The 22352-nt window shown below is 60.2% G+C and carries 19 protein-coding genes; 12 read left to right on the forward strand and 7 right to left on the reverse strand.

The genetic code is table 11. The features are described 5' to 3' along the window. Positions 1-80 precede the first annotated feature (80 nt). Both MRBLMR1_RS07005 and MRBLMR1_RS07010 read left to right on the forward strand, forming a co-directional pair. Positions 81-902, forward strand: a complete 822-nt coding sequence (locus MRBLMR1_RS07005) for a UDP-2,3-diacylglucosamine diphosphatase (RefSeq protein WP_373289401.1) — start codon at positions 81-83, stop codon at positions 900-902. A gap of 115 nt (positions 903-1017) precedes the next feature. Then, positions 1018-2208 carry an MFS transporter gene (locus MRBLMR1_RS07010; RefSeq protein ID WP_500064014.1) on the forward strand — a complete coding sequence of 397 codons (1191 nt, stop codon included), beginning with the start codon at positions 1018-1020 and terminating at the stop codon, positions 2206-2208. Here MRBLMR1_RS07010 and dgcA read toward each other — a convergent pair. Then, positions 2178-3161, reverse strand: coding sequence for an N-acetyl-D-Glu racemase DgcA (gene dgcA / locus MRBLMR1_RS07015; protein ID WP_148144327.1), 984 nt, complete (start codon positions 3159-3161; stop codon positions 2178-2180). The genes MRBLMR1_RS07010 and dgcA overlap by 31 nt on opposite strands. A gap of 112 nt (positions 3162-3273) precedes the next feature. Here dgcA and MRBLMR1_RS07020 point away from each other — a divergent pair, with 112 nt between their 5' ends. The 5 genes from MRBLMR1_RS07020 to MRBLMR1_RS07040 all read left to right on the forward strand — a co-directional run bounded on the left by MRBLMR1_RS07020 (position 3274) and on the right by MRBLMR1_RS07040 (position 7872). Further along, positions 3274-4416, forward strand: a complete 1143-nt coding sequence (locus MRBLMR1_RS07020; protein ID WP_183686089.1) for an ABC transporter permease — start codon at positions 3274-3276, stop codon at positions 4414-4416. 32 nt (positions 4417-4448) lie between these two features. After that, on the forward strand, positions 4449-5276 hold the full coding sequence (locus MRBLMR1_RS07025) for an ABC transporter ATP-binding protein (protein WP_148144328.1): 828 nt from the start codon (positions 4449-4451) through the stop codon (positions 5274-5276). 8 nt (positions 5277-5284) lie between these two features. Next, complete coding sequence (locus tag MRBLMR1_RS07030; RefSeq protein ID WP_148144329.1) at positions 5285-6655, forward strand: MlaD family protein; 1371 nt, start codon at positions 5285-5287, stop codon at positions 6653-6655. Positions 6656-6681: 26 nt separating this feature from the next. After that, a complete protein-coding gene (locus MRBLMR1_RS07035; protein WP_148144330.1) occupies positions 6682-7281 on the forward strand; it encodes an ABC-type transport auxiliary lipoprotein family protein in 600 nt (199 codons plus the stop codon). Between the two features lie 66 nt (positions 7282-7347). Then, positions 7348-7872, forward strand: coding sequence for an AAA family ATPase (locus MRBLMR1_RS07040; protein ID WP_148144331.1), 525 nt, complete (start codon positions 7348-7350; stop codon positions 7870-7872). A gap of 77 nt (positions 7873-7949) precedes the next feature. Here the strand turns inward: MRBLMR1_RS07040 and MRBLMR1_RS07045 are convergent, their stop codons facing one another. Next, complete coding sequence (locus MRBLMR1_RS07045; RefSeq protein ID WP_148144332.1) at positions 7950-14072, reverse strand: apolipoprotein A-IV repeat region-like domain-containing protein; 6123 nt, start codon at positions 14070-14072, stop codon at positions 7950-7952. Between the two features lie 463 nt (positions 14073-14535). Between MRBLMR1_RS07045 and MRBLMR1_RS07050 the strand changes: the two genes are divergently transcribed. Both MRBLMR1_RS07050 and MRBLMR1_RS07055 read left to right on the forward strand, forming a co-directional pair. Continuing rightward, positions 14536-14907, forward strand: a complete 372-nt coding sequence (locus MRBLMR1_RS07050; protein WP_148144333.1) for an Hpt domain-containing protein — start codon at positions 14536-14538, stop codon at positions 14905-14907. A 139-nt stretch (positions 14908-15046) separates the two neighbouring features. After that, positions 15047-15367, forward strand: a complete 321-nt coding sequence (locus MRBLMR1_RS07055; RefSeq protein WP_148144334.1) for a 2Fe-2S iron-sulfur cluster-binding protein — start codon at positions 15047-15049, stop codon at positions 15365-15367. 364 nt (positions 15368-15731) lie between these two features. Here MRBLMR1_RS07055 and MRBLMR1_RS07060 read toward each other — a convergent pair whose 3' ends face one another. Continuing rightward, positions 15732-16343 carry a DUF922 domain-containing protein gene (locus MRBLMR1_RS07060; protein WP_183686093.1) on the reverse strand — a complete coding sequence of 204 codons (612 nt, stop codon included), beginning with the start codon at positions 16341-16343 and terminating at the stop codon, positions 15732-15734. Between the two features lie 115 nt (positions 16344-16458). Between MRBLMR1_RS07060 and folP the strand changes: the two genes are divergently transcribed. From folP to folK, 3 genes are all read left to right on the forward strand, one after another. Next, on the forward strand, positions 16459-17331 hold the full coding sequence (gene folP / locus MRBLMR1_RS07065) for a dihydropteroate synthase (protein WP_353654184.1): 873 nt from the start codon (positions 16459-16461) through the stop codon (positions 17329-17331). Further along, positions 17331-17696, forward strand: a complete 366-nt coding sequence (gene folB / locus MRBLMR1_RS07070) for a dihydroneopterin aldolase (protein ID WP_148144336.1) — start codon at positions 17331-17333, stop codon at positions 17694-17696. The genes folP and folB overlap by 1 nt, the downstream gene beginning before the upstream one ends. Positions 17697-17757: 61 nt before the next feature. Then, positions 17758-18219: a 2-amino-4-hydroxy-6-hydroxymethyldihydropteridine diphosphokinase gene (gene folK / locus MRBLMR1_RS07075; RefSeq protein WP_500064048.1), complete on the forward strand. Its 462-nt coding sequence runs from the start codon at positions 17758-17760 to the stop codon at positions 18217-18219. Positions 18220-18327: 108 nt separating this feature from the next. Here the strand turns inward: folK and MRBLMR1_RS07080 are convergent, their stop codons facing one another. From MRBLMR1_RS07080 to MRBLMR1_RS07095, 4 genes are all read right to left on the reverse strand, one after another. Then, positions 18328-18885, reverse strand: a complete 558-nt coding sequence (locus tag MRBLMR1_RS07080; protein ID WP_148144338.1) for a hypothetical protein — start codon at positions 18883-18885, stop codon at positions 18328-18330. 116 nt (positions 18886-19001) lie between these two features. Then, the gene (locus MRBLMR1_RS07085; protein ID WP_148144339.1) at positions 19002-20075 is read right to left on the reverse strand and encodes a TIGR01620 family protein; all 1074 of its coding nucleotides are present in this window, start codon (positions 20073-20075) and stop codon (positions 19002-19004) included. After that, positions 20072-21541, reverse strand: coding sequence for a YcjX family protein (locus tag MRBLMR1_RS07090; RefSeq protein ID WP_148144340.1), 1470 nt, complete (start codon positions 21539-21541; stop codon positions 20072-20074). Before MRBLMR1_RS07090 ends, MRBLMR1_RS07085 begins: the two co-directional genes overlap by 4 nt. 67 nt (positions 21542-21608) lie before the next feature. After that, positions 21609-22106, reverse strand: a complete 498-nt coding sequence (locus MRBLMR1_RS07095; RefSeq protein ID WP_148144341.1) for a SixA phosphatase family protein — start codon at positions 22104-22106, stop codon at positions 21609-21611. Between the last annotated feature and the right edge of the window lie 246 nt (positions 22107-22352).

Consider the following 22352-nt stretch of genomic DNA (forward strand, 5'->3'; position numbering starts at 1 on the left):
GTCGCACCGAAAAGACCTCCTGTCATCATCCTGAAACAAGACTCTGGTTTTCAGGCGGCGGGGCTGGCTATGAAAGGACGATTTCCGTGACAGCGACAGGTGAGACCAGGAATTTCAGGACCTTGTTCATCTCCGACGTGCATCTCGGCTCGAAGGCGGCGCGGACGGAACTCCTGCTGGATTTTCTCAAATATCATGAAGCGGATACGGTGTTTCTAGTCGGTGACATTGTCGACGGCTGGCGGCTGAAGCGCAGCTGGTTCTGGCCGCAGGGCTGCAACGACGTGGTTCAGAAGCTGTTGCGCAAGGCGCGCAAGGGCACCCGCATCGTCTATATCCCCGGCAATCACGACGAATTCCTGCGGGATTTTCCGGGCACCCATTTCGGCGGCATCGAAGTCGCGGATCGTGCGATCCATGAGATGGCTGACGGCAAGAAATATCTCGTGCTTCACGGCGACGAATTCGACGTGGTCGTGCGCAACGCTCGCCTTCTCGCCTATCTGGGCGACTGGGCGTATGACGTGGCAATCGCCATCAACGTCGTGCTTGCGGCGGCCCGCCGTCGTCTGGGCATGCCTTACTGGTCTTTCTCTGCCTGGGCGAAGCTGCAGGTCAAGCATGCGGTCAATTTCATCGGTGAGTTCCAGAAGGTCGTCGCCGACGAGGCAAGGCGCAGCAAGGTCGATGGCGTCATCTGCGGCCATATTCACCACGCGGTGATGACCGATATCGACGGCATCCATTACGTCAATACCGGCGACTGGGTGGAAAGCTGCACGGCAATTGCCGAACATCATGACGGAACGCTTGAACTGATTACCTGGCGCGACATCAAGGTGACAGCCGAGCTGCATGCCCTACCGGCACCGGCGAAGACGAAGAACATGCAGGCTGCCTGACCTGACGAAATCTTCACGACCGATACACTTTGTTTTCGCATAAAACGTGTAATCCGGTTTTCATTGCAAACGGCGGTGATAGTCTTCGCAGACTTTCATCGCCGTTTGTGATTCCGTGAACATTTCTGCAAAATCGTCTGCGGCTCCGCCGCAGTTCCAGCTTCGCTGCTCGCTCGCCTATGCCGCACCGATGTCGCTCAACGGCATTCTCGTGCCTTACTTGCCCGTGTGGCTGCATGGCCTGAATTTCAGCGCAATGCAGATCGGCGCGATCCTCGCGGCCCAGGTGGTGTTTCGCGTTTTTGTCGCCATGGGGACGGGCTCTCTCAGTGCCCGTGCTCGAGATCCGCGCCATATCCTCGCCTGGTCAGCGGCGACGTCGATAGTCTCCGTTCTCGGTCTGCTGGTCAGCGGCGATTTCTGGGTCGTGCTTGCCGCCGTGGCAGTACAGGCAGCGTTGTTTGCCCCCTATACGCCGATCGTTGAATCGATCTCTATCTCCGGCGTCAAGCGCTGGGGATTTCACTACGGGAAGATGCGGGTCTGGGGATCGGTTGGTTTTGTCGTGACGACGCTGGTCGCCGGAAGCCTTTCGAGCGCAATCGGCAATATCGCGATCCCGCTGATGCTGGTTGCGGTGCTTCTGACTTCATTTGCCGTTGCCTTCATCGCGCCTCGGCTTGACCAGACGATCAGCAGGCGCACAGTGGAACCGTCTCCGAGGACATTACGCCGTCCACTCGGTGCTTCCGTCCATCTCCTGCTGATCGGTGCATCGCTCATCCAGTCGAGCCACGGGATGTTTTACGGTTTCAGCACGATCCAGTGGCAGGGCATGGGCTTTTCGAATGCCGTGATCTCCGCGCTCTGGTGCATTGGCGTGATTGCCGAAATCGGCATTTTTTTCATCTCCGGCGGCCTTGCAAGACGCCTCACGGCCTTGGGGTTGCTGCGTTTCGGTTGCCTGATGGCGATCCTGCGCTGGGTGTTCTTTCCGTTCGGCTCGGATGTCTGGTATTACGGGATCCTGCAGATTTTCCACGCTTTCAGCTTCGCCTGTGTTCACCTGGGGCTGCAATACCGTCTGTCGGAAATGGTTGCAGAGGATCAGCAGGCATCGGCGCAGGGCGTCTATGTCGCCTATAACGGTGCATTCCTGGCGATCTCGACGCTGCTTGCCGGCGTCATCTACCGGCAACTGGAGATTTACGGCTATTTCGTCATGGCTATTCTGGCTGTGATAGGACTTGTCGTGCTGGCGCTTGCGACCCGTTCTCAGCCCCAGAGTTCGGGCAGCGGCGGATAGACGAGCGAGCCCTCATAACGAAGCCCGCCCGGACGGTCGCGGGCAAGAAGCAGTGGTCCGTCGAGATCGGCATAGTCTGTATCCTGCGCCAGAAGCACTGCGGGTGCCATGGCAAGCGATGTTCCAACCATGCAGCCGACCATGATCTGAAACCCCAACCGTTGGGCTTCCGCCTTCATCACCAGCGCTTCCGTCAGTCCGCCGGTCTTGTCGAGTTTGATGTTTACTGCGTCATACCGGTCGCGCAGGGAGGATAGATCGGCAGTCGAGTGGACGCTCTCGTCGGCGCAGATCGGTACGAGCCGCTTTATCCGAGAAAGCATCTCGTCCTTGCCGGCGGGAAGCGGCTGCTCGATCAGTGATATGTCCAACTCGGCGGCAATGGTCAGATGCCGCTCTATGTTATCCCCGGTCCAGCCCTCATTGGCATCGACGATGATCCGCGCATCCGGGGCCGAATCGCGCACGGCTCGCAACCTCGATTCGTCGTCCGCCGTGCCGAGCTTTATCTTCAGGAGCGGTCGTTCGCGGTTCCTCCTGGCATCCGCACCCATCGCCGCCGCATCCGATAGCGATAATGTGAAGGCGGTGACGATCGGATCCTGACCTGTTGCGCCGATCGATGCTGCGACGCTGCGGCCCGATTGCTTCGCTTCGAGGTCCCACAAAGCACAGTCAACGGCGTTGCGGGCAGCGCCGGGTTTCATCGCAGATTGCAGTTCATTCCGCGTCAGCCCAGCCTCGATCGCCTTTGAAACCGCCAGTATATCGGCCATCACACCGTCCATCGTCTCGCCGTAACGGCGATAGGGAACACATTCGCCGCGGCCGGAAACTCCGTCTTTCGAAATGGTGCAGACGATGACATCCGCCTCGGTCTTTGACCCGCGCGAAATGGTGAATGTGCCTGCGATCGGGAAAGCCTCGATTGTTGCTTCAAGGTGACGGGGCATGGTTTTAAGCGTCCTGTTGTGGCAAATCCGGCCGATGCGGCTATATTGCGTTTTCCCGAAGCGCAATCAATGCATTGCGGCAGAGACCATTTGAAGCGAGCACCCGCACCCCGTGAGTTCCAATCTGGCAAAAATCAATAGTGAAGCCTTGCCGGATGGCGGTGAACGGTATGTTCTGACGGGCGATTGGCGCAATCATTCCGTGGCCCCGGTGCTCAAGGATCTCGACCAGTTCGAGAAGCCCGGAGGACAGGGCAAGGTCGAAATCGACCTCTCCGGCATCTCCGAAATCGACACTGCAGGCGCCTGGCTGATTCGTCGTCTGATGACGGCGAAAAGGGGCGAGGGGCGAGAGGCATCGCTTTCCGGAGGCAATGGCACGATCGAGGAACTGATCGGTGCGCTGCCCGAGACAACACCTGCGCCGCCTGCTCCCGCCGCCGACAAGCGCAGCTTTTTCGAGCGCGTTTTCACGCCGCCCGGAAAGCTTGTCTATGAAGTCGGCCGCGATTTTTACGCCGCGATGAACATTCTCGGCTCGGCGGTCCGTGGCGCCCAGCTTAAATTCGGTCGCGGCGCCGGTGTCTCTCCGGCTTCCGTTGTTACCCATATCGACCGCATGGGCGTACGCGCCGTGCCGATCATCGTGCTGATGTCTTTCCTGATCGGCGCGATCATCGCGCAGCAGGGCGCCTTCCAGCTGCGCTATTTCGGGGCGGAAATCTTCGTCGTCGATCTTGTCGGTATCCTGCAGCTTCGCGAAATCGGAGTGCTTTTGACTGCAATCATGATCGCCGGCCGCTCAGGCAGTGCGATCACGGCCGAAATCGGCTCGATGAAGATGCGTGAGGAGATCGATGCGCTGACCGTGATCGGCCTCAATCCGATCGGCGTTCTCATTTTTCCGCGTCTCGTGGCGCTGACCATCGCGCTGCCGCTGCTGACCATCATCGCCAATTTTGCCGCTCTTTATGGTGCGGCGATCGTCGCGCTGCTCTATTCCGGTATTACCTTCGACACTTATCTTTCTCGCCTGCATGAGGCGATCGACCATACTTCGATCGCGTCGGGCATGATCAAGGCGCCGTTCATGGCGCTGGCCATCGGTATCGTTGCTGCTGTCGAGGGCATGAAGGTCGGCGGCAGCGCTGAATCTCTTGGCCAGCATGTCACCGCATCGGTCGTCAAAGCCATCTTCGCCGTCATTCTCATCGATGCGCTTTTTGCCATCTTCTACTCCGCGATCGATTTCTAAGGGGCATGGATTTGTCAGACCAGCAGCAGACCATGGAGAGGACAGCAAAGGACGACCGGCGGGTCGTACTTTCCGTGCGGGATCTGACCGTCGGCTTCGGCGACAAGATCGTGCTCGACAATCTCAACCTCGATATCTATCGCGGCGAAATTCTCGGCTTCGTTGGAGCATCCGGTACCGGCAAGTCGGTGCTGATGCGCACCGTGCTGCGCCTTCTCCCGCACCGCTCCGGCACGATCGAAATCCTGGGCGCCAATTACGAGGAGGCGTCGGACGAGGAGCGTATGGCGCTCGACACCCGGCTGGGCGTGCTTTTCCAGCACGGCGCACTGTTTTCTGCTCTGACGGTGAAGGAAAACATCCAGCTGCCGATGCGGGAATATCTCGATCTTCCGCAGTCGCTGATGGATGAGCTCGCCTACGTGAAGCTCGAAATGGTTGGTCTGCCGCCAGATGCTGCAGACAAGTATCCGTCGGAGCTTTCCGGCGGCATGATCAAGCGTGCAGCACTTGCACGCGCTCTGGCGCTCGATCCCGATCTCGTCTTCCTTGACGAACCGACATCGGGTCTCGATCCGATTGGTGCCGCTGATTTCGACGCGCTGATCGCCAAGCTTCGCGACACGCTCGGCCTGACCGTCTATATGGTCACCCACGATCTGGACAGCCTGTTTTCGGTCTGTGACCGTATTGCCGTGCTCGGACAGAAACGGGTATTGGTGGAAGGTACGCTGCAGGATATGTTCGAGTTCGATGATCCGTGGGTCCAGTCCTATTTCCGCGGCAAGCGTGCGCGCACCGTCGTGACCAATGAAAACCAGCCGCCGGCAGACGCAGGCCCGACAGACGCAGGGAAGTGATCCAACCCATGGAAACCAAAGCAAATTACGCCCTGGTGGGTTTCTTCACACTGCTGGTCATCGCGGCCGCCTTCGGTTTCGTCTACTGGATGGCGCAATCCGGTCGCGGCGGGCCTATGGCCGAGCTTGCGATTCGCATTCCCGGCTCTGCAAACGGTCTTTCGGTCGGATCTCCGGTGCGTTTCAACGGTATTGCGGTCGGTTCTGTGCGCGGCCTGACGATCGATCCGGACGATCCGCGTTATTCGATCGCCTTTACCGAAGTGCGCGCCGATGCGCCGGTCTACCAGTCTACGAAGGCGGTGCTGGAAGTGCAGGGCCTGACGGGTGCTGCCTATATCGAGCTTTCCGGCGGCGCCAAGGGCGAGGAAAACATCCTTCAGAAGTCGATGGAGGCGGGGCGACCCGCCGTGCTGATCGCAGACCAGTCGAGCGTGACAAACCTTCTGGCAACGGCCGACAAGATTCTTGAGCGAGCTGATCAGGCAATCGGCGACATCCAGGGATTCGTCGGTGATGCGCGTGGGCCATTGACGCAAACGATCCGCAACGTCGAGACGTTTACGGCCGCGCTCAGCAACAATTCCGGCAATATCGACGAGTTTTTGCACAGCCTTTCGACCCTGTCTGCGACCGTCGATCGTGTGTCCGGCACGCTCAATTCGACGCTTGAGGCGGCCGACCAGCTGGTCCGCGCAATCGATGCCGAACGCATCAACCAGATCGTCGGCAATACCGAGCGGGTGACGCGCAACGTCGCCAATGCGTCCGACAATTTCGGCCCGCTCGTCGAGACCGTAAGGACGGCAGCGACGAGCTTTGCGCAGGTCGGCAACGACGCACAGGGGGTTCTGTCACGGGCTGACAGCCTGCTTGCGGCTGTCGATCCGAGCCAGGTGGGTACGGCGATCCAGAACATCTCGGCAGCCTCTGAAGATGCCCGCCAGACGCTGGCTTCAGCTCGCAGCGTGGTCGACGATGTTTCGCACCGCTCAGAAGACATCAACAAGGCGATCACCGATTTCACCGAACTGGCGACCAAGCTCAACAACGCGTCCAGCCGCGTCGATGGCATCCTCGCCAAGGTTGATGGCCTCGTGTCGAGCGACGACTCGCAAGGCCTGTTTGCCGAGGCACGCAAGACGCTCGAATCCTTCCGCACCGTGGCTGACAACATCAATGCGCGCGTGGGGCCTATTGCGGATAACCTGCAGCGTTTTTCGTCTAGCGGCCTCGGTGACGTGAAGGCTCTCGTGGATGATACGCGCCGTACGGTGAATTCGCTCAACCAGACCATCACCAATTTTGATCAGAATCCGCAACGGCTTATCTTCGGCGGCGAGACCGTCAAGGAATATGACGGCAGAACGAGACGCTAAGGCAAAAGGCCAAGGGTAGGACGTTTATGAGTGCATCCAAGTTTCCGCATCGTTCCTTGCTGTTGACCTTGCCGTTGCTGGCCGTCCTGGTCAGCGGTTGCGGCACAAAGGCGAACAACGACACCTTCGATCTGTCGCTGACACCTGCAACCGATGGTCCTTCGGTGAAGAACCGGCAGATCCTCGTACCGGAACCGACTGCGGTAAAAATGCTGGATAGCGAGCAGGTCGTGGTCCGCGTGTCTCCGTCCGAGGTGCAGTATCTTGCCAATTCCCGCTGGGGTGATCGCCTGCCGCGGCTGGTTCAGTCGAAGCTGGTCGAGGCTTTTGAAAACTCAGGCCGAGTCGGCGGCGTCGGCAAACCGGGGCAGGGGCTCGCGATCGATTACCAGGTCGTCACCGACATCCGGGCTTTCGAGGTTACGACCGGTGGCAGCCGAGTTGCCAATGTCGAGATTTCAGCAAAGATTCTCAACGATAGAAATGGCAGCGTCCGTGCGCAGTCAGTGTTCAAGGGAAGCTCGCCGGTTCGCGGGACAGAGAATAGCGACTTTATCGAAGCGCTTGACCGGGCCTATGCGAAGGTCGGTGGCGAGATCGTCGACTGGGCTTTGAAATCGATGTGATTTTGCAGCCGGCGCGGTAAACTTTCCCAGGTCCGAATCGTTCGCGACAATTGGGGAAAGATGCCGATGCTGATTATTCTTGCAGGCTTGCCCGGTAGCGGAAAGACGACCCTCGCAAAAGCTTTGGCGCGCCGTCTTGGCGCCGTTCATGTGCGCGTCGACACAATCGAGCAGAATATCCGCAATGCCGGGGTCGAAGTCGGCCCAGCTGGATATATGGTGGCCTATGGTGTGGCAGAGGATAATCTATCGCTCGGACATATCGTTGTCGCGGATTCGGTGAACAGCCTGACAATCACTCGCAGGGCATGGCGGGCCGTCGCGGAACGGCAAGGTGTGCGGGCCTCTGAAATCTGGGTCAAGTGTTCGGACAAGGTCGAACATCGCCATCGTGTCGAGACACGCGTGAGTGATGTTCCGGGCCTGATCAAGCCAGGCTGGACCTCGACCGAGGCGCGTATTTTCGAGGACTGGGAGACGGAGCCGCTGGTCGTCGATACGGCTGGCAAATCGCCGGAGCAGACTGTTGTCGATTTGATCTCGGCATTGCAGATCGATCAGGATTTTATCGCGGCTCAGGAAGAGCCGTAAGCCTTTCCGGCTCTATCAAACAAAAGGCCGCCCAGAGAGGCGGCCTTTTTTGTTTGTCTCGTCGATTATGCTCCGGCTCAGCCGAAACGACCAGCAGCATGGGCCAGCATCGTGTAGACCTTGCCGGTATCCGAAGTCAGATAGCTCTGGGTAACCGTACGGTCGCGATCGGTGCGGGCGACGTCTGCAAGAAGCTTTTCGAAGTCCGATATGTAGCGGTCGACGGCGGTGCGGAATTCCGGCTCGCGATCATACTTGCGCTTGATATCGTCGAATGTCTGCTGGCCCTTCAGCGTGTAGAGCCTGCGGGTGAAGACATCGCGCTCGCCGCGCTGGTAACGACGCCACAGATCGACAGAGGCATCATGATCGATAGCGCGGGCGATATCGACGGACAGCGAGTTGAGCGATTCCACCATGTGGCGCGGGTTTCGATTGTCACCATTGGCGGTCCGTGGCGCCTGGGCAGGTTCTGCCGGACGGGCAGCAGGCGCACGCGCCGGGGCCGGTCCCGCGGTTTCATCGCGGGACGCGCCACGCAGGAGGTCGCTGATCCAGCCACCCTGGCCGGCAGGGGCCGAAGTGTCTGCCTGACGCGCAGCGGGTGTTGCCGCCGGGGCCGGCTTGCTCGCGGGCAGGCTGCCTCGAAGCACGCCAGCTGAATAGGCATCGTTGCGCGGTGTTGCCGGGGCCGAGACCGGCGCTGGAGCCGGCTGCTGAGTGATCTGCTGCTGCGGCCGGATCGGAGCCGTCGGGCCGCTCTGTGCGAGCGATACCTTGGGCTGACCAGCCTCGGCGACTTCGAGCTGCTGCGACGAGCGGCCGACGAGCTGGGAGATCTCCTGAAGCGCCTTGATCTGCTCGGATACGGCGCGTCGCATGGCTGCCGCGCTTTCCTTGGCTTCTTCCGGCAGGTCGAAGGCACCGCGCTTCAGTTCCGAGCGGGTGGCATCGAGTTCCTGACGGATATCCTGCGCCGAGCGGCGGATCTCGTCGGTGGCACCGGAGAAGCGGCCGACAGCCTCCTCGACAGACTGGCGCAGCGTCTCACGCAGGTGCTTTGCAGCTGTATCGGATCGCTGCGAGGCTTCACCCATCAGGCGTTCGACATCGGTGAGCGAACCGGAAATATTGCCGCGCATCTGCTCGGCCAGTTCGCGGGCACGCTTTTCGGCGTCGGAGAGTGTCGTCTCGATCGTGCGGTTGGCTTCCTCGCCTGCGTCGAGAAGGGCGGCGCGCATGACCTGCGCTGTCTGCTCGGCACGCTGCTGGGTCTCGCCAAGGCGACGACCGATATCAACAAACGATGCATGCAGACCTTCGCGCAGCTTGTCGCCGACATGCGCTGTCCGCTCCTCGGCGCGTTCGAAGGCGCCGTCGACGAGCGCGGTGAGGTTGCGAAGCGTTGCTTCGATCTCATCCGAGCGCTTTACCAGGCCGACGGACAGATTGCGCAGAGCATCCTGTCGTTCGTCCAGCGTGCTGACGAGGTTTGACTGGGCGGCACCGAGAAGCTCCGAAGCCTGGGCGAGAACCTTGGAGTGATCCTCGAACCGACCGACAATGCCGCCGACCTGGCTCAGCGTCTGGCCGGAGATGTTGACGAGGCGGTCGATGTTGTTTTCGAGCAGGCGGGTGGAGCCTGCAACCAGATCAGCCGCCGAACCCGCCGAATGGGCGAAGCGCGAAGCAGTCTGGTCAAGCTTCTGGTCCGTTGCGGCCAGCTGCTCGGCTGCAGTTTCGACGAGAGAGGCAATGTTGACATTGCTGCTCGACAGCCGCTCGATAATGCCTTCGACGTTCGCAAGCAGGCTCTGCTCGGCACCACGAACAACATGGGCGGCAGCTTCCGTCCGCTGATTGAGTGCCGCAAGCGTCTCGTTGGTACGGGCCGCGATGGCGTCGACCAGGGCGGCGTTCTCTTCACGGATACGGGCGCTGGTTTCCTTGGCCGCGGAGGCGAGACGTTCGGCGCTCTGCTGGGACGCAGAGGTCAACCACTCGGCACTCTGCTGCGTGGCGGAGGTCAGGCGTTCTGCGCCCTGCTGTGCTGCCGCTTCCATGCGCTCGGCTGCGGTCCTGCCGGTTTCGGCATAGGCTTCCATCATCGGCTTTGCCTTCTCGTCGAGCAGGCGGGACAGTTCCTCCGAACGACTTGCAAGCATCGAGTTGAGGTCGCGGGAACGGGTGTCGAGCGCGGTGCGGATCGCATCACCACGAGCGGCGAGTGCGCGATCGACGGCATCCAGTGCGACATCGAGCTCGCCTGCCGCGTCCGACAGGGTCGAGCGGATAGACTGGCCACGGCTATCGAGCGCTTGTTCGGCGTCGCCGAGCGCAGTCGAAATCGCCTCGACCTGCTGTTTTACCAGCTTGTCGGCTTCGGCCACCTTGTTGACGATCGCGCTGCCGGCATCGGAGAACGCCTGGGCGACAGTCGCAGCCTGGCCGGCGAGACGGCTCTGCGTCTCGGAGATGCGTCCGACGATTTCGTTGGAGCGCTCCTCGATCGAACGGGTGAATTCCTCGTTGCGGCTGCTGAGTTCCTGGGTGAATTCGGAGCCGGCGCGAGACAGCGTTTCTGCCGAGCGGCTGGCTTCGTCATTCATGCCCTGACCGGCTTCAACGACTGCTTCGCGAAGCGAGGAGGCGAAACCTACGGCCTTGCCTTCGATCGTCTTGGCGACGTTTTCAAGACCATAGGACAGTGCCCGGTCCATGGTACCGAAACGTTCCTCGATATGGGCTGTGCGACCATCAAGTGTTTCGGCGATACGGGCCGCGGCATCGGTGCTTGTCTGTTCGAGTGCGCTGGTGCGCTCGTCGATGGTGCGGGTGATACGTTCGGCTGCTTCACCTGTCGCACGTTCGATTTCAATGCCGCGGCTGTTGACTGCATCGGAGACCCGGTCAGCGGCAGCGTTTGAAATACGCTCAAGCTCGGCTGTACGGGCACCGAGCGCATCCGCCAGGCTGCTGCCGGCAGTGTCGACGATCGAGCTGACACTCAAGACTTCGTTGCGGATACGGTCTTCCAGTCCGCCGAAGGTCACTTCGATACGGCTTCCGGCACTGTCCAGCGCGGTCGAGACACCGCCGACAGTCTGTTCTACGCGTGATGTGAAGGCGTCGGTCGACTGGCTGATTTCGCGGGCCGCATCGCTGATCTGGCCTGCAATAGAGCCGACATTGTCGCGAAGGCGGGTGTCCAGCGTTTCACCAGCGGTATCGATCGCGGCGCGCAGCGCTTCCTGCTGGCTTTCGAGCGACATTTCGAGCATGCCGGCGCTGGTGGCAATCGTTGTGCCGATCGAGGTCGCCTGATCCATCATCAGGTTGTCGATCTGGTCGCGAGCGTCGGTCAGCGTGCCGGCGATCGTTGCTGCACGTTCGTCAAGCGTCGTGCGCAGGCGGTCATGGCCGGAATCGAGTGCGTCCGACATGTCGCGGCTCGCCTGGCCAAGCACATCCGCCATGCGCAGATGAGCGGAACCGACGGCATCGGTAAGCTGGTCGCCGCTGATAGAAAGCGTATCGCCGATCTGGCGCGCAGCCGTATCAAGCGTTCCGGAAATCCTCTCATGGCCGGCGTCGAGCGACAATGCAAACCGTTCGTGAGCGGTGTCCAGAGAAGACGTCATCTGCTCATGGGCGTTTCCAAGAGACGATGTAATCTGTTCATGTGCGGAGGTGAGCGAAGTCGCGAGCTGTTCGTGGGATACCGCAAGCGACGTATCCATGCGCTGCAGTCCATCGCTCATCGTCGCGTCGAAGCGCCCTGTGCCTTCGGACAAAGCCGTTTCAATCCGGCCTGCCGCGCCGCCGACAGTCTGCTCGAGACGATCGCTGCCGCTCTGTAGAAGGCTGGCAAGCTCGGACGTGCGGCTTTCCAGCGAGATGTCGAGATTGAGCTGGTTATCGGCAAACGCCTCGCGGATGGCCTCGGCGCGCTTTGCAAACGCCTGTTCGAGGCGGATATCCGCATCTGCAACGCTGTTGACGACATTCGACGTATGGTCGGTCAGAGTAGTCGTCAGGCGATCCTCGTGCAGCGACAGCGATGTTGCTATTTCCATGGACTTGTCGTCGAGCATTTCCGACATGCGATCGCGGCTGGAGGCGAGCGTGGTGTCGAGCGCAGCCGCCCGCTTGTCCATCTCGTCGGTCAGGCGCAATTCGCTTTCAGACAGTGCGCGCGTGATCGCTTCGCTCTTCTGGTCGAGAATGGAAGCAAGGCGATCCGGCGTTTCCGCCATCAGCGACTGCAATGCGCCAGCCTTTTCGTCGACAGCACCGGCGAAGCGCTCGTGGCTTTCCGTGACCGACTCGATGATGGCGGAAGTGCGGCTGGAAATGCTGTCTTCGAACCGCTTCTGGCTGTCGGCAAGGCTGGCGGAAATTTCCCCACCGCGTGCTGCCATGATCATGTCGATCTTGTTGTGTGCATCGCCGAAGGCGCCACTGATCTCGCTGCTTCGTGCGGCGAGTGCGTCGGAAAACTCCTTCGAGCGGCTTTCCAACATCGAATCAAGAACTTCCTGACCCGTTCCAAGCGTTGTGGCGAGCGCCAGCTGCTGGTCGGTCAGCGCATTGCCGATCCGTTCGATGCTCGACGACAGGATGCCGTCGATCGCCTCGTGGCCACCGGCAACGGTCTCGTTAATGCGTGCAAGGCTGTCCATCAGCTTGCTGTCGAGGCTACCGGCACGCTGGTCAAAGGCCGTGGTGAACTGCGACAGGCCCTCGTCGAAAGAGGTGCTGAGGTGGCCGATCGTGGTGTGAAGGCGTTCCTCGAAGAAGCCGGTGCGCAGGTCCAGATCCATCACCGCATCGTCTGCCGCGGACTGCAGGCTCTGGCGGAAGGAGCTGCTCTTGTCGTCAAGTGAACGATTGAGGGCCGTGAGCACGCCGTCGAGCGAACCGGTGATCGTCTTTTCGCTGTTCGTCAGCCCTTCGGTAATCTCTCGCGTGCGGGCGATCAGGGTTTCGTTCAGCTGGCGCGTCCGGTCGGCAAGTGCCGCGTTGAGCTTTTCGGTATTGGCGTCGAGGCTCGATGCGCGGGTTTCAAAATTGGACAGGATCGCATCGCCCTTGTCTGACAAGGTCGAGCTGAGCATTTCCAGACGGATATCGAACTCGGTCGACAGCGCAATGCCTGAGGTCGTCAGCGTGTCGATCAGATTTTCGGTCTTGGTTGCGAGCAATGAGGCGAGTGCTTCGCCGGCTGCATCCGACTTTTCCATCAGGGCCGCGGCGCGGGTGTCGATCATCGAGGCGAAGGCCTCGCCGGATGTGGCGAGACGGATCGAGATTTCTTCCGTTGCGAGCGCCAGCTCTTCCTTGAGCTGGTCATGGGCGCCGACCATGGAGGACCGGATGCGCTCGGCGTGATTGACGATCGCTTCACGCTCGGAGCCAAGCTCCTGAACGAGGCCGCGGACGCGCATCTCGTTGTCGCTATAGCTGCGCTCCAGCGCATTGACTTCCGAATGGACGAGCACTTCCAGCTCGGCGGCACGGGCAATCGTGCGCTCGATGCCTTCGTTCATAGCCGAGACTTCGCGGCGCACGGCCTGGCCGACGCTCATGATGCGTTCGGATGCAATGGTTTCCGGTTCCGAAAGCCGCAGCGCGACCTCGGCCATGGAGCGGGCGGCGTTCCTCAGATCCTGCGCGCGGGCCATCATGATGGCGAAGGCGAAGAAGAGCAGGATCGGGACCAAGATGCCGACGGCAAGCGCGACGAGACCCGGCGCGGCGAGAACGCCGGCAACCGAGGTGATCTCCCAAAGCGCGCCGCCATAGATCAACTGGCCGAGGCCGACACCGGCGACTGCCCATAGAATGGAAATGATCGACGCGTTGCGGATTGCGCCGCGCACCGAGCCGCCGTCCAGCGCACGCATGATCGACGCCGTGTTACGGCGGCCGGCATCATTGGCGGGCTCGAAGGCCGGCTGACGCGGCGCCGGGTCTGCGGAAGCCTGGCGCGGCGCTTCTGCGGTCGCTTCGCGGCGGGATGGTGAAGCGGATTGAGACGGGGCAGGGCGGGATCGTGGCTTGTCAGACACTCTGGCCTCCGGAGCGGACGACGGGGACTTGTCGCGTGGCGGTTCATCGTTGAAGTCGATCTTCAGCGCATCTTCCAATGCCTGGAATGCCGTTTCATCGATGGATTCATTATTAGTGTTCTTCGCCATGCGGTTACGCCTCGTTACATACACGCCCGGCATCCCACTCGACTTGCTGCCGCCTGCAGATCGATGAGCGGAATACTCATGCCGGAGATCGCCAGCCCTAGAGCTTTGGATCGCCTATTACAAATTCATTCGACGGCCGTTCTTTCAAATGGATGATAATGAAAGCTTACCGACCGTCCCACATCGGTCACTGCAATGTTCCAGTGAGCCATTGAACCGTATTGTAGTGGCACAATCAGCCTTTTCGCACAAACGAAACGCGTCATCATGATACCGGCATCATCGTCTTGTTAACAGGATTTAAACCACGTCTCAGAGTGAAACCCCTGCAATCACGGCACTTTAATGCAAATTAACCATTTGCGAAGATTTGCGCCGCGTTTGTGCCGAAATTTAACGGGATAGCCATGGCTCCGACGGACAATCCGGAGTTGAGATCATTATAAAGCAAGGAACCAAGCAGATGGCAACGGCCGCGCGTATCGCTTTTGAATCTCCCGACAATCACAAGACGGCATGCCCGTCGAAGGATCGTCCGGTTGACCTAGTCCATCTGGCGAAACAGACGATGGGCGATAAGGCGCTAGAGGCCGAAATCCTGCAGATGTTCGCACGACAGGCACGCGCGCTTGTACAGGAAATCGCTAGTGCCGAGGCTGCAACGGTGACCGCGCTTGCGCACCGGCTCAAGGGGTCAGCAAATGCCGTCGGCGCCTTCGGTGTATCGGTTGCAGCCGCACGTCTGGAAGCAGAGCCCGGCGAGGCGGCGGCGTTGGCCTCGCTTTACGCGGCGGTCATAGAGGCTGAAAACTTCATCACCGGCCTCTGCCGCTGACACTACCTTGCATCACGTGGACGCCGGCAGCAAAGCCGGCGTCGTCCGTGAGATTGACTGAACCGGCAGTTTGGTGGCACAGACGGGGTCTACCCAAGGCTTCCAAAGGGCAATGCCCGAAAACCCGGATCTTCCAAAAATGACGAAATTGACCATCGTAGCCTTCGACGGCACACGCTTCGAGATCGACGCGGACAACGGTTCGACGGTGATGGAGAATGCTGTACGCAATTCTGTTCCCGGCATCGATGCGGAATGCGGCGGCGCCTGCGCCTGCGCCACCTGTCATGTCTATGTCGACGAGGAGTGGACGGAAAAGGTTGGCGCGCCAGCGCCGATGGAAGAAGACATGCTGGACTTTGCCTTCGATGTTCGCCCGACTTCACGTCTTTCCTGTCAGATCAAGATGAAGGCTGATTTCGACGGCCTCATCGTCAATATTCCTGAGCGTCAGGCCTGAAAAAAGACAGTTTGCGGCGCCAAAAAATAGCCTCGCTCCACAGAGTCGAGCGAGGCGAGGTGGGCGCAAGGCCGGCAGGCGAGGGAGGTGACACCTGCGGCTCGGTTACGCGCCAGGGAACACGGAAAACTGAAACAACACGAAAATGGACGCTGACCGACGACCTTGCTCTCGGATTGAGTTGAAGTAGGCCATGCTTCATGCAGCGAATAATGTTGGATGCTTGTCCGATACATATATAGGTAATTGCTGCCTAATATACAGGAATGGCTTTCACCAAGCCACCGCAATAAATTACCCTTTATTCACCAGTGTCTCCGCAAGCCTGGCGCAAGGCCGGGTAACGGCTCGTTTATGATCGTATCTATCGCTGACGCTGGTCGATGCGGTATTGCAGAAGCCTCGTCATGCGAGCGTCGAAATTTTTGGCTTCGACGCGGTCGAAAAGGGCTTGCTGCTTGTCGTGTTCGGCAAGCACGCGCCGCGTGGTTTCCGTGACGAGAGCCTCAACACCGTCGCAGGTTTTGCGGGCAGGCAGGGCAAGCAGCTCATTCTCCAGCATGCGGGCATAATTTCGGGCGATTTCTGCGTGCCGTTCTTCGTGCCGCTTGATATCTGCCGACAGGGTCGCCCAGATGAAGCGCAGATCTTTCTCGGCCTTACCGCCATTATTCCATCGCGGCAGGATGATGTGGGTCCGCAGGGTCACCTTGGCGCCGCCGACGGAGCAGCGGCCGCCGCGCTCCACATAGGTCACCTCTCCGCCGAACTTGATCTCGGTCGCGCCGGGATGCCGGTGTCCGCTGGTCCTGGTGACCGGGCCATGGCGCTCCAGTTCCTTGTCGAGGTCCTCGGCGGTACGGCCGCCGATGCGGAAATAGGAATAGGATTTTGAGATGACAGGTTCCGCCCGCGCCGGGATAGAGATCACGCAGAGGAGGAAGGCTGCACCGAAAAGCCGGTGGACTCTGCGCATCAAAAACATTCTCAGGCCTGGTACGTTGAAGTTGAAACGAGCTTGGGGCATAGGCTGCGCAAGTGCAACATGAAGGCATGAAAATTTGCGTTACTTTCAAAAAGATGGATCGCCTGTGGCATCGTCGCGCAACAGCACCTGGCGTCTCGCCCATGGTCGCAGCCTGACGCTTGGTGCGAGCGGCCACATCATGGCGATCGTCAACGTGACGCCCGATAGTTTTTCCGATGGTGGGCGTTATATCGACGTCAAAAGCGCAGTCGAACACGGCCTTTCCTGCGTCCGGGACGGCGCATCCATTCTCGATATCGGCGGCGAGTCGACGCGGCCGGGAGCCGCACCCGTGACCGCCGCTGAAGAGCAGGCCCGCGTTCTGCCGGTCATCGAAAGACTGTCGCGGGAAACCGACGCGCTGATTTCCGTCGATACCTATCGCGCTGACACCGCAAGGCTTGCCATCGCCGCCGGCGCCCATATCGTCAACGACGTCTACGGGCTGTGCCACGATCCGCAGATGGCTGATGTCGTTTCTGAAAGCGGCGCCGGCCTCTGTATCATGTACACCGCTCGCGGGCGTGAAGACCTCCATGAGGATATTATCGAGGACGAACGGATGTTTTTCGCTCGCTCGCTCGGCATGGCGAAGGCGGCCGGCATTGCGGAGGATGCAATCGTGCTCGATCCCGGTTTCGGTTTCGTCCAGACGCGGGAACAGGACAGCGAATTGATGGCGCGTTTCACCGAGCTTCATTCTTCAGGTTTGCCGCTTCTGGTCGGCACATCGAGAAAACGGTTTGTCGGCGCCATCGCCTTGCGCGAGGCGGCGATCGAACGGGATTTTGCGACAGCCGCCACCACCGCGATGCTGCGGCTTGCCGGTGCATCGATTTTCAGGGTTCACAATGTGGCAGGCAATCTCGATGCCTTGCGCATGGCTGACGCGGTCCTGGAGGCTGGCGAAATGAAAAAAGAGGCAGGAGAACGCTGATGGCCACCTATCAGATCACGCTGAAAAACTGCGCCTTCTACGCGCATCACGGGGTCTTCGAGCAGGAATCCGCGCTCGGTCAGCGTTTCTTCGTCGATGTCGTCATGGATGTCGAAGCAGGGGATGTGCTGGTGTCCGACCAGGTCGAGCAGACGGTTCATTACGGGCTGGCCTATGAACTGGTTGAAAAGATCATGACCGGCAGCCGCCGCAACCTCATTGAAACGCTCGCCAATGACGTGGCTGTTGGCCTTGCCGCATGGTCGCCGTTGATCCGCCGCGTCGAGGTAGCGATCCGCAAGCCGAGCGCACCGATCGCCGGCATTCTCGATTACGTGGAGGTGCGCCTTGAGCATCGGGCTTGATCATCCCTGGGAAGTCGCAGCACTTGGACTAGGCGGCAATGTTGGCGATCCGGCTTCGGCTATGGCGCACGCGCTGCAGACGCTTGATGCGCGAAAGGACTGTCGCGTCTCGGCTGTATCCCGGCTTTACCTGACGCCGCCGTGGGGCAAGACCGACCAGGCAGACTTCTTCAACTGCTGTGCGCTGGTAGAGACCGAACTTGAGCCTGAAGAACTGCTCGACCTATGTCTCGCGCTGGAGCGGGAGATGAAGCGGGTGCGGGTGGAGCGCTGGGGGCCGCGGACGCTCGATATCGATCTGCTGACCTATGGCGAGCGCGTTCAGAAGTCACCGAAGCTGGAACTGCCGCATCCACGCATGACGGAACGTGCTTTCGTCATGCTACCGCTCGCGGATCTTGCGCCGCAGATGATGATCAATGAACGCAAGGCCGAAAGCTGGGCGGGTAGCCTGAATTCGACAGGAATCAGCATCGCAAAGCCGGACGGACTCTGGTGGCGGCAGATTGCGACAGCAGGCTGAATTAAAGTCTTTGAAAACAAAAAGAACGTTTTCAAAGAATAGGATATTTGTAAATCCTGATGAATTGAATTAGCCCGGACGCGAGCATGATCTGCGCCCGAGGCTTCATCACTCCTTGATCGCGCCGACGGCGATCGAATCGAGGTCACGGTCGAGCGACAGGCCGATGACCGGCACCATCTGGTCTTCCACCTTGACGGAAATGGTGATGTTCATCTTGTTGTCGCCGCGCAGGCTGGCCACCATCGCACCGTTGAGCTTGGCGCGGTTGATGCCCATCACGACCTTGTCGCCATTGACCGAGCCGGAGACGATGTCGAGCCCCTTGCCTTCGGCACCATCGAGGAATTTGCCGGTGTAGCCGCGACCGCTCTGGGTGATGACCGCAGACATAGGCTGCTGGAAGACGCCAACCCGGCAGGTGCCGTCGAGCTTTATGCCCGTGTCGCCATCAGGAGACGGCGAGCCGGTCAGGTTGCAGTTGAACTTCGTGCCCTTGTATTTTCCGGCGACGATCTCACCCGGACCTTTCCATGCGCCTGCAACGGACTGGAAGAAGACCTGGTCCCGGGATGCGGCTTCCGCCTGCGGAGCAAAGGCCGGAACTGCGGTGACCAAAGTCAAAGCGGCAAGCCCGCCGAAAAGCGAAAAGAAGCGCGAATACATGAGGCTTTCCCCTTGGGACGTTCCGCTGTCAGCGGCAATGTTTAGTGGGGTCGAAATTAAGCGAGAATGGTTAATGCTTCGTATCTTTTGACGCCCGCCAGGTGTCCCGAAGGGGGCTAATCCTTCTCGTCAGTGCGTCCCGCAGCGACGATATCGGACATGAAATCGCCGATCCCCGGGCGGGGCAGGGCACGGAACGGCAGCGGCCGGCACAGGTCCATGGCCGCTATCCCGATACGGGCTGTCAGAAGCCCGTTGATGACGCCTTCACCGAGACGCCGCGACAATCGCGAGGCAAGCCCATGGCCGAGAACCTGTTGCGCCAGCCCATCGCCGACCGCGATGGAGCCTGTGACTGCCAGATGCGCTATGACATCGCGGATCAGCCGCAAAAGCCCCAGTTTTCCGGGCCTTGCGCCATAAAGCTCGGCCATCGCGCGCACAAGGCGCGTGACCTCGAACAGCACATAGGCAAGGTCGACGATCGCGCGCGGGCTGATGGCGGTCACGACTGCGACCCGCTTCGATGAATTCAGAATGAGACCGCGCGCCTTGCGATCGAGCGGCGTCAGCAATTCGCGCTCGGCCAGATCGAGAAGATGCGGCCCGTCGATAATGTCGTCCTTAGTGCCTTCGAGAATGCTTCTGCCCTTGGCCGTCTCTGCCCGGTGACTGAGGAGGGATGTCAGGCGTTCCACCACCTTGCGTGCAGGATGGGCCTGTACGGACGCTGCCGCCTCTTCTGCTTCGGTCTTGAGGCTCTGGACGGCGGCGAGCCGGGCTATCCCCATGATCTCGCGCCCGACAACGACCAGCAATCCGAAAAGCGCCAGCGAAAGCGCCGTGATTGCGGCATAACCGAGCCAATCCGCGCGGGCGAAAAGATCGCGAACGACTTGATCCGCCCACAGCCCGAAGGCGAGCGACAGGAACGTGCCGAGTGCCGCCGTAGCAAGTCCGATGAATGAAAAGCCTTTGCGCGGACGCGGTTCCGCAACGGGGAGGCCTGCGGCGTCGAGATCAGCACCGGAAAACGGATCGTCTTCGTCCGGCACCACAGCCACGGGCTGGTCGAAGCTTTTAGGGCGGCGCACGGGATGAGCCGCCGCCGTGTCCGTGCCGGTTTCGTCTTCGACTTGAAATGAAGTCGGACGGCGTCGGGACGGATCGTTGGTATGGGGCGGTCTCATGCGAGGCGGTCTCCGAGCAGGAACTGCAGGGCACGGTCGAGCCGGATATGCGGCACTGCGAGATTGAGGCTGCCCGGACGGCCCTCGAGTGCTGGAGGCCGAAAACGGACAAAATTGATGTCCGGCAGATCGGGGCTGTCGCTGTCCAGCGTATTGAACATATGCGTCGGATCGGCCGGCAGGTCGCCGGGAAAAATCGCCGTCGTCTTCGTGCCGTCAAATCGCTCGCCATTGATCGTTTCGCCCGCCATCGGCGTGCCGACGATCACCGGAAGCATGTGATTGCCTTCCTTGATACTGGCTTCGCGTGTGGCGCGCACCGAGGCAATCGCCATAACCTCGAAACCGGCACCCGACAAACCGATGCGCTGAATGGCGCGGTCCACCAGGCGACCGGTCAGTCGCTCAAGCCGGTCATGGCTCTCATGGTGCAGATGGTCTGCCTTGGTGGCGGCGATCAGAACCTTGTCGATCCGGCGTGTGACGAAGGATGAGAAGAAGCTGTTATGTCCCGGCCGGAAACAGCCGAGAACATCGCCAAGCGCCCGTTCGAGATCCTCAAGCGCTTCCGGACCGCGATTGATCGCCTGAAGCGCATCGACGAGCACGATCTGCCGGTCTAGCCGCGCAAAGTGATGCCGGAAGAAAGGTTTCACGACCACGGTCTTGTAAGCCTCGAAGCGGCGCTCCATCATTGCCCGCAATGAGCCCTTTATTGCAGGTGTCTCGGCAATGCCGGGCAACGGCGCGAATGTCAGCGCCGGCGAGCCTTCGAGATCTCCGGGCATCAGGAAACGCCCCGGAGGCAGCGTCGACAAGGACCGCTCGTCGGACTTGCAGGCTTTGAGATAGGCGGAAAACACCTCGAAAAGACGCCGGGCCTTCATTTCGTCGGCTGGCGCGTCCATATCGATCGTTGTTGCAAGCTGCATCCAGTCCTGGGCGAGTTCCTTGCGGATGCCCGTCTGCGCCAACTCCGCAGTGGTATTGCTGAATTCGCGATAATCCTGCGCAAGAAGCGGCAGATCGAGGAGCCACTCGCCCGGATAATCGACGATATCAAGGGAAAGCCTGCCGGGCGAAAATAGGCGGTTCCAGCCGCTGGCGCTCTGATAGTCGATTATCAGCCGCAATTCGGAAATGGCGCGCGTCGAATCAGGCCATATGCGATCGCGAACGAGCGCCTGGATGTGATCTTCGTATTGAAACCGCGGAATGGCGTCGTCTGGCTGCTCTTCGAGCCGGATACCCGAAACCCGGCCGGAGCGAACCGCTTCCAACAGTGGCAAACGCCCCCCATTCAGCAAATTCTGCACGATCGACGAAATCAGCACCGTCTTGCCGGCGCGGGAAAGGCCGGTCACGCCGAGTCGTATCGTCGGGTTGACGAGCCCCGACGCGCGGTCGGCGATGTTGTCGAGGGCAATTCGAGCGTCGTCGGTAAAACTGGTCAGCGAAGGCGCCAAGGCGGGATCCCGAAAAAGTGTTTTCCCCTATATAGGCGTGGGATGCCGGCCCGCAATGTCGACCTGCTCAGATGCTGAGCAGGTTGGTCAGCGTCCAACCGCCGGAATCTGCCTGCGCGCCATAGTCGAGCACGGCAAGTCCCGCCGTCGGATATCCTCCCGGCATGGCGGCCCGCCGCTCTGCCTTGCCTATCAGTCCTTCCAGCAACAGGTCTATGCTCGGGTTGTGCCCGATCAGCATGACGGATCGGGCAGGGCGCTGCCCGGCAATGATCGTCGCATAAAGATCCGGCGTGCCGTTATAGAGTTCGTCGACGAACGTGATCTCCAGCGTTTCCCGAACCGCCCTGCGCACGATTTCCGCAGTCTGCCGGCAGCGCTCGGCCGTCGAGCTGATAAGGCGATCCGGCACATATCCGAGGTCTGCCGCGCGATCGGCCACCATCTCAGCCTGTGCATAACCGCGTTCGTCGAGCACACGGTCGAAATCCCGTCCGCCCGGCACTGCCGAGGCCGCCTGAGCATGGCGCATCAGATAAATACGGAATGGTTCAGGTTCGATCATCTTCGGCTCGCCAAAATGAAACGCTGAGTAAAAGGCGTAACGTTGCTTTGGTCGATTGGTCAACCGGATCATGTGCCGCCGGTTGAGGTGTTTTGAAGCCGGCTACCCATGCGATTATGGGAAAAGCATAAAAATTAGTCACTTAGCCGAATTTTGTGACAAATTTAAAACTGCTGCAAATCTGGGCGAAAGGCTTGAATGAGGACTGGTTAATGGAGTATAGGGGCCTCATGAGATGTTCTTCAG

This window comes from Neorhizobium sp. LMR1-1-1.1, assembly GCF_040675795.1.
GTDB lineage: Bacteria > Pseudomonadota > Alphaproteobacteria > Rhizobiales > Rhizobiaceae > Neorhizobium > Neorhizobium cellulosilyticum.

What these genes read in the sequence shown, in the direction of transcription:
- dgcA (WP_148144327.1), bottom strand. Translation starts at nt 3,161, where the DNA reads ATGCCCCGTCACCTTGAAGCAACAATCGAGGCTTTCCCGATCGCAGGC.
- MRBLMR1_RS07025 (WP_148144328.1), top strand. Translation starts at nt 4,449, where the DNA reads ATGGAGAGGACAGCAAAGGACGACCGGCGGGTCGTACTTTCCGTGCGG.
- MRBLMR1_RS07030 (WP_148144329.1), top strand. Translation starts at nt 5,285, where the DNA reads ATGGAAACCAAAGCAAATTACGCCCTGGTGGGTTTCTTCACACTGCTG.
- MRBLMR1_RS07035 (WP_148144330.1), top strand. Translation starts at nt 6,682, where the DNA reads ATGAGTGCATCCAAGTTTCCGCATCGTTCCTTGCTGTTGACCTTGCCG.
- MRBLMR1_RS07040 (WP_148144331.1), top strand. Translation starts at nt 7,348, where the DNA reads ATGCTGATTATTCTTGCAGGCTTGCCCGGTAGCGGAAAGACGACCCTC.
- MRBLMR1_RS07045 (WP_148144332.1), bottom strand. Translation starts at nt 14,072, where the DNA reads ATGGCGAAGAACACTAATAATGAATCCATCGATGAAACGGCATTCCAG.
- MRBLMR1_RS07050 (WP_148144333.1), top strand. Translation starts at nt 14,536, where the DNA reads ATGGCAACGGCCGCGCGTATCGCTTTTGAATCTCCCGACAATCACAAG.
- MRBLMR1_RS07055 (WP_148144334.1), top strand. Translation starts at nt 15,047, where the DNA reads ATGACGAAATTGACCATCGTAGCCTTCGACGGCACACGCTTCGAGATC.
- MRBLMR1_RS07060 (WP_183686093.1), bottom strand. Translation starts at nt 16,343, where the DNA reads ATGCGCAGAGTCCACCGGCTTTTCGGTGCAGCCTTCCTCCTCTGCGTG.
- folB (WP_148144336.1), top strand. Translation starts at nt 17,331, where the DNA reads ATGGCCACCTATCAGATCACGCTGAAAAACTGCGCCTTCTACGCGCAT.
- folK (WP_500064048.1), top strand. Translation starts at nt 17,758, where the DNA reads ATGGCGCACGCGCTGCAGACGCTTGATGCGCGAAAGGACTGTCGCGTC.
- MRBLMR1_RS07080 (WP_148144338.1), bottom strand. Translation starts at nt 18,885, where the DNA reads ATGTATTCGCGCTTCTTTTCGCTTTTCGGCGGGCTTGCCGCTTTGACT.
- MRBLMR1_RS07085 (WP_148144339.1), bottom strand. Translation starts at nt 20,075, where the DNA reads ATGAGACCGCCCCATACCAACGATCCGTCCCGACGCCGTCCGACTTCA.
- MRBLMR1_RS07095 (WP_148144341.1), bottom strand. Translation starts at nt 22,106, where the DNA reads ATGATCGAACCTGAACCATTCCGTATTTATCTGATGCGCCATGCTCAG.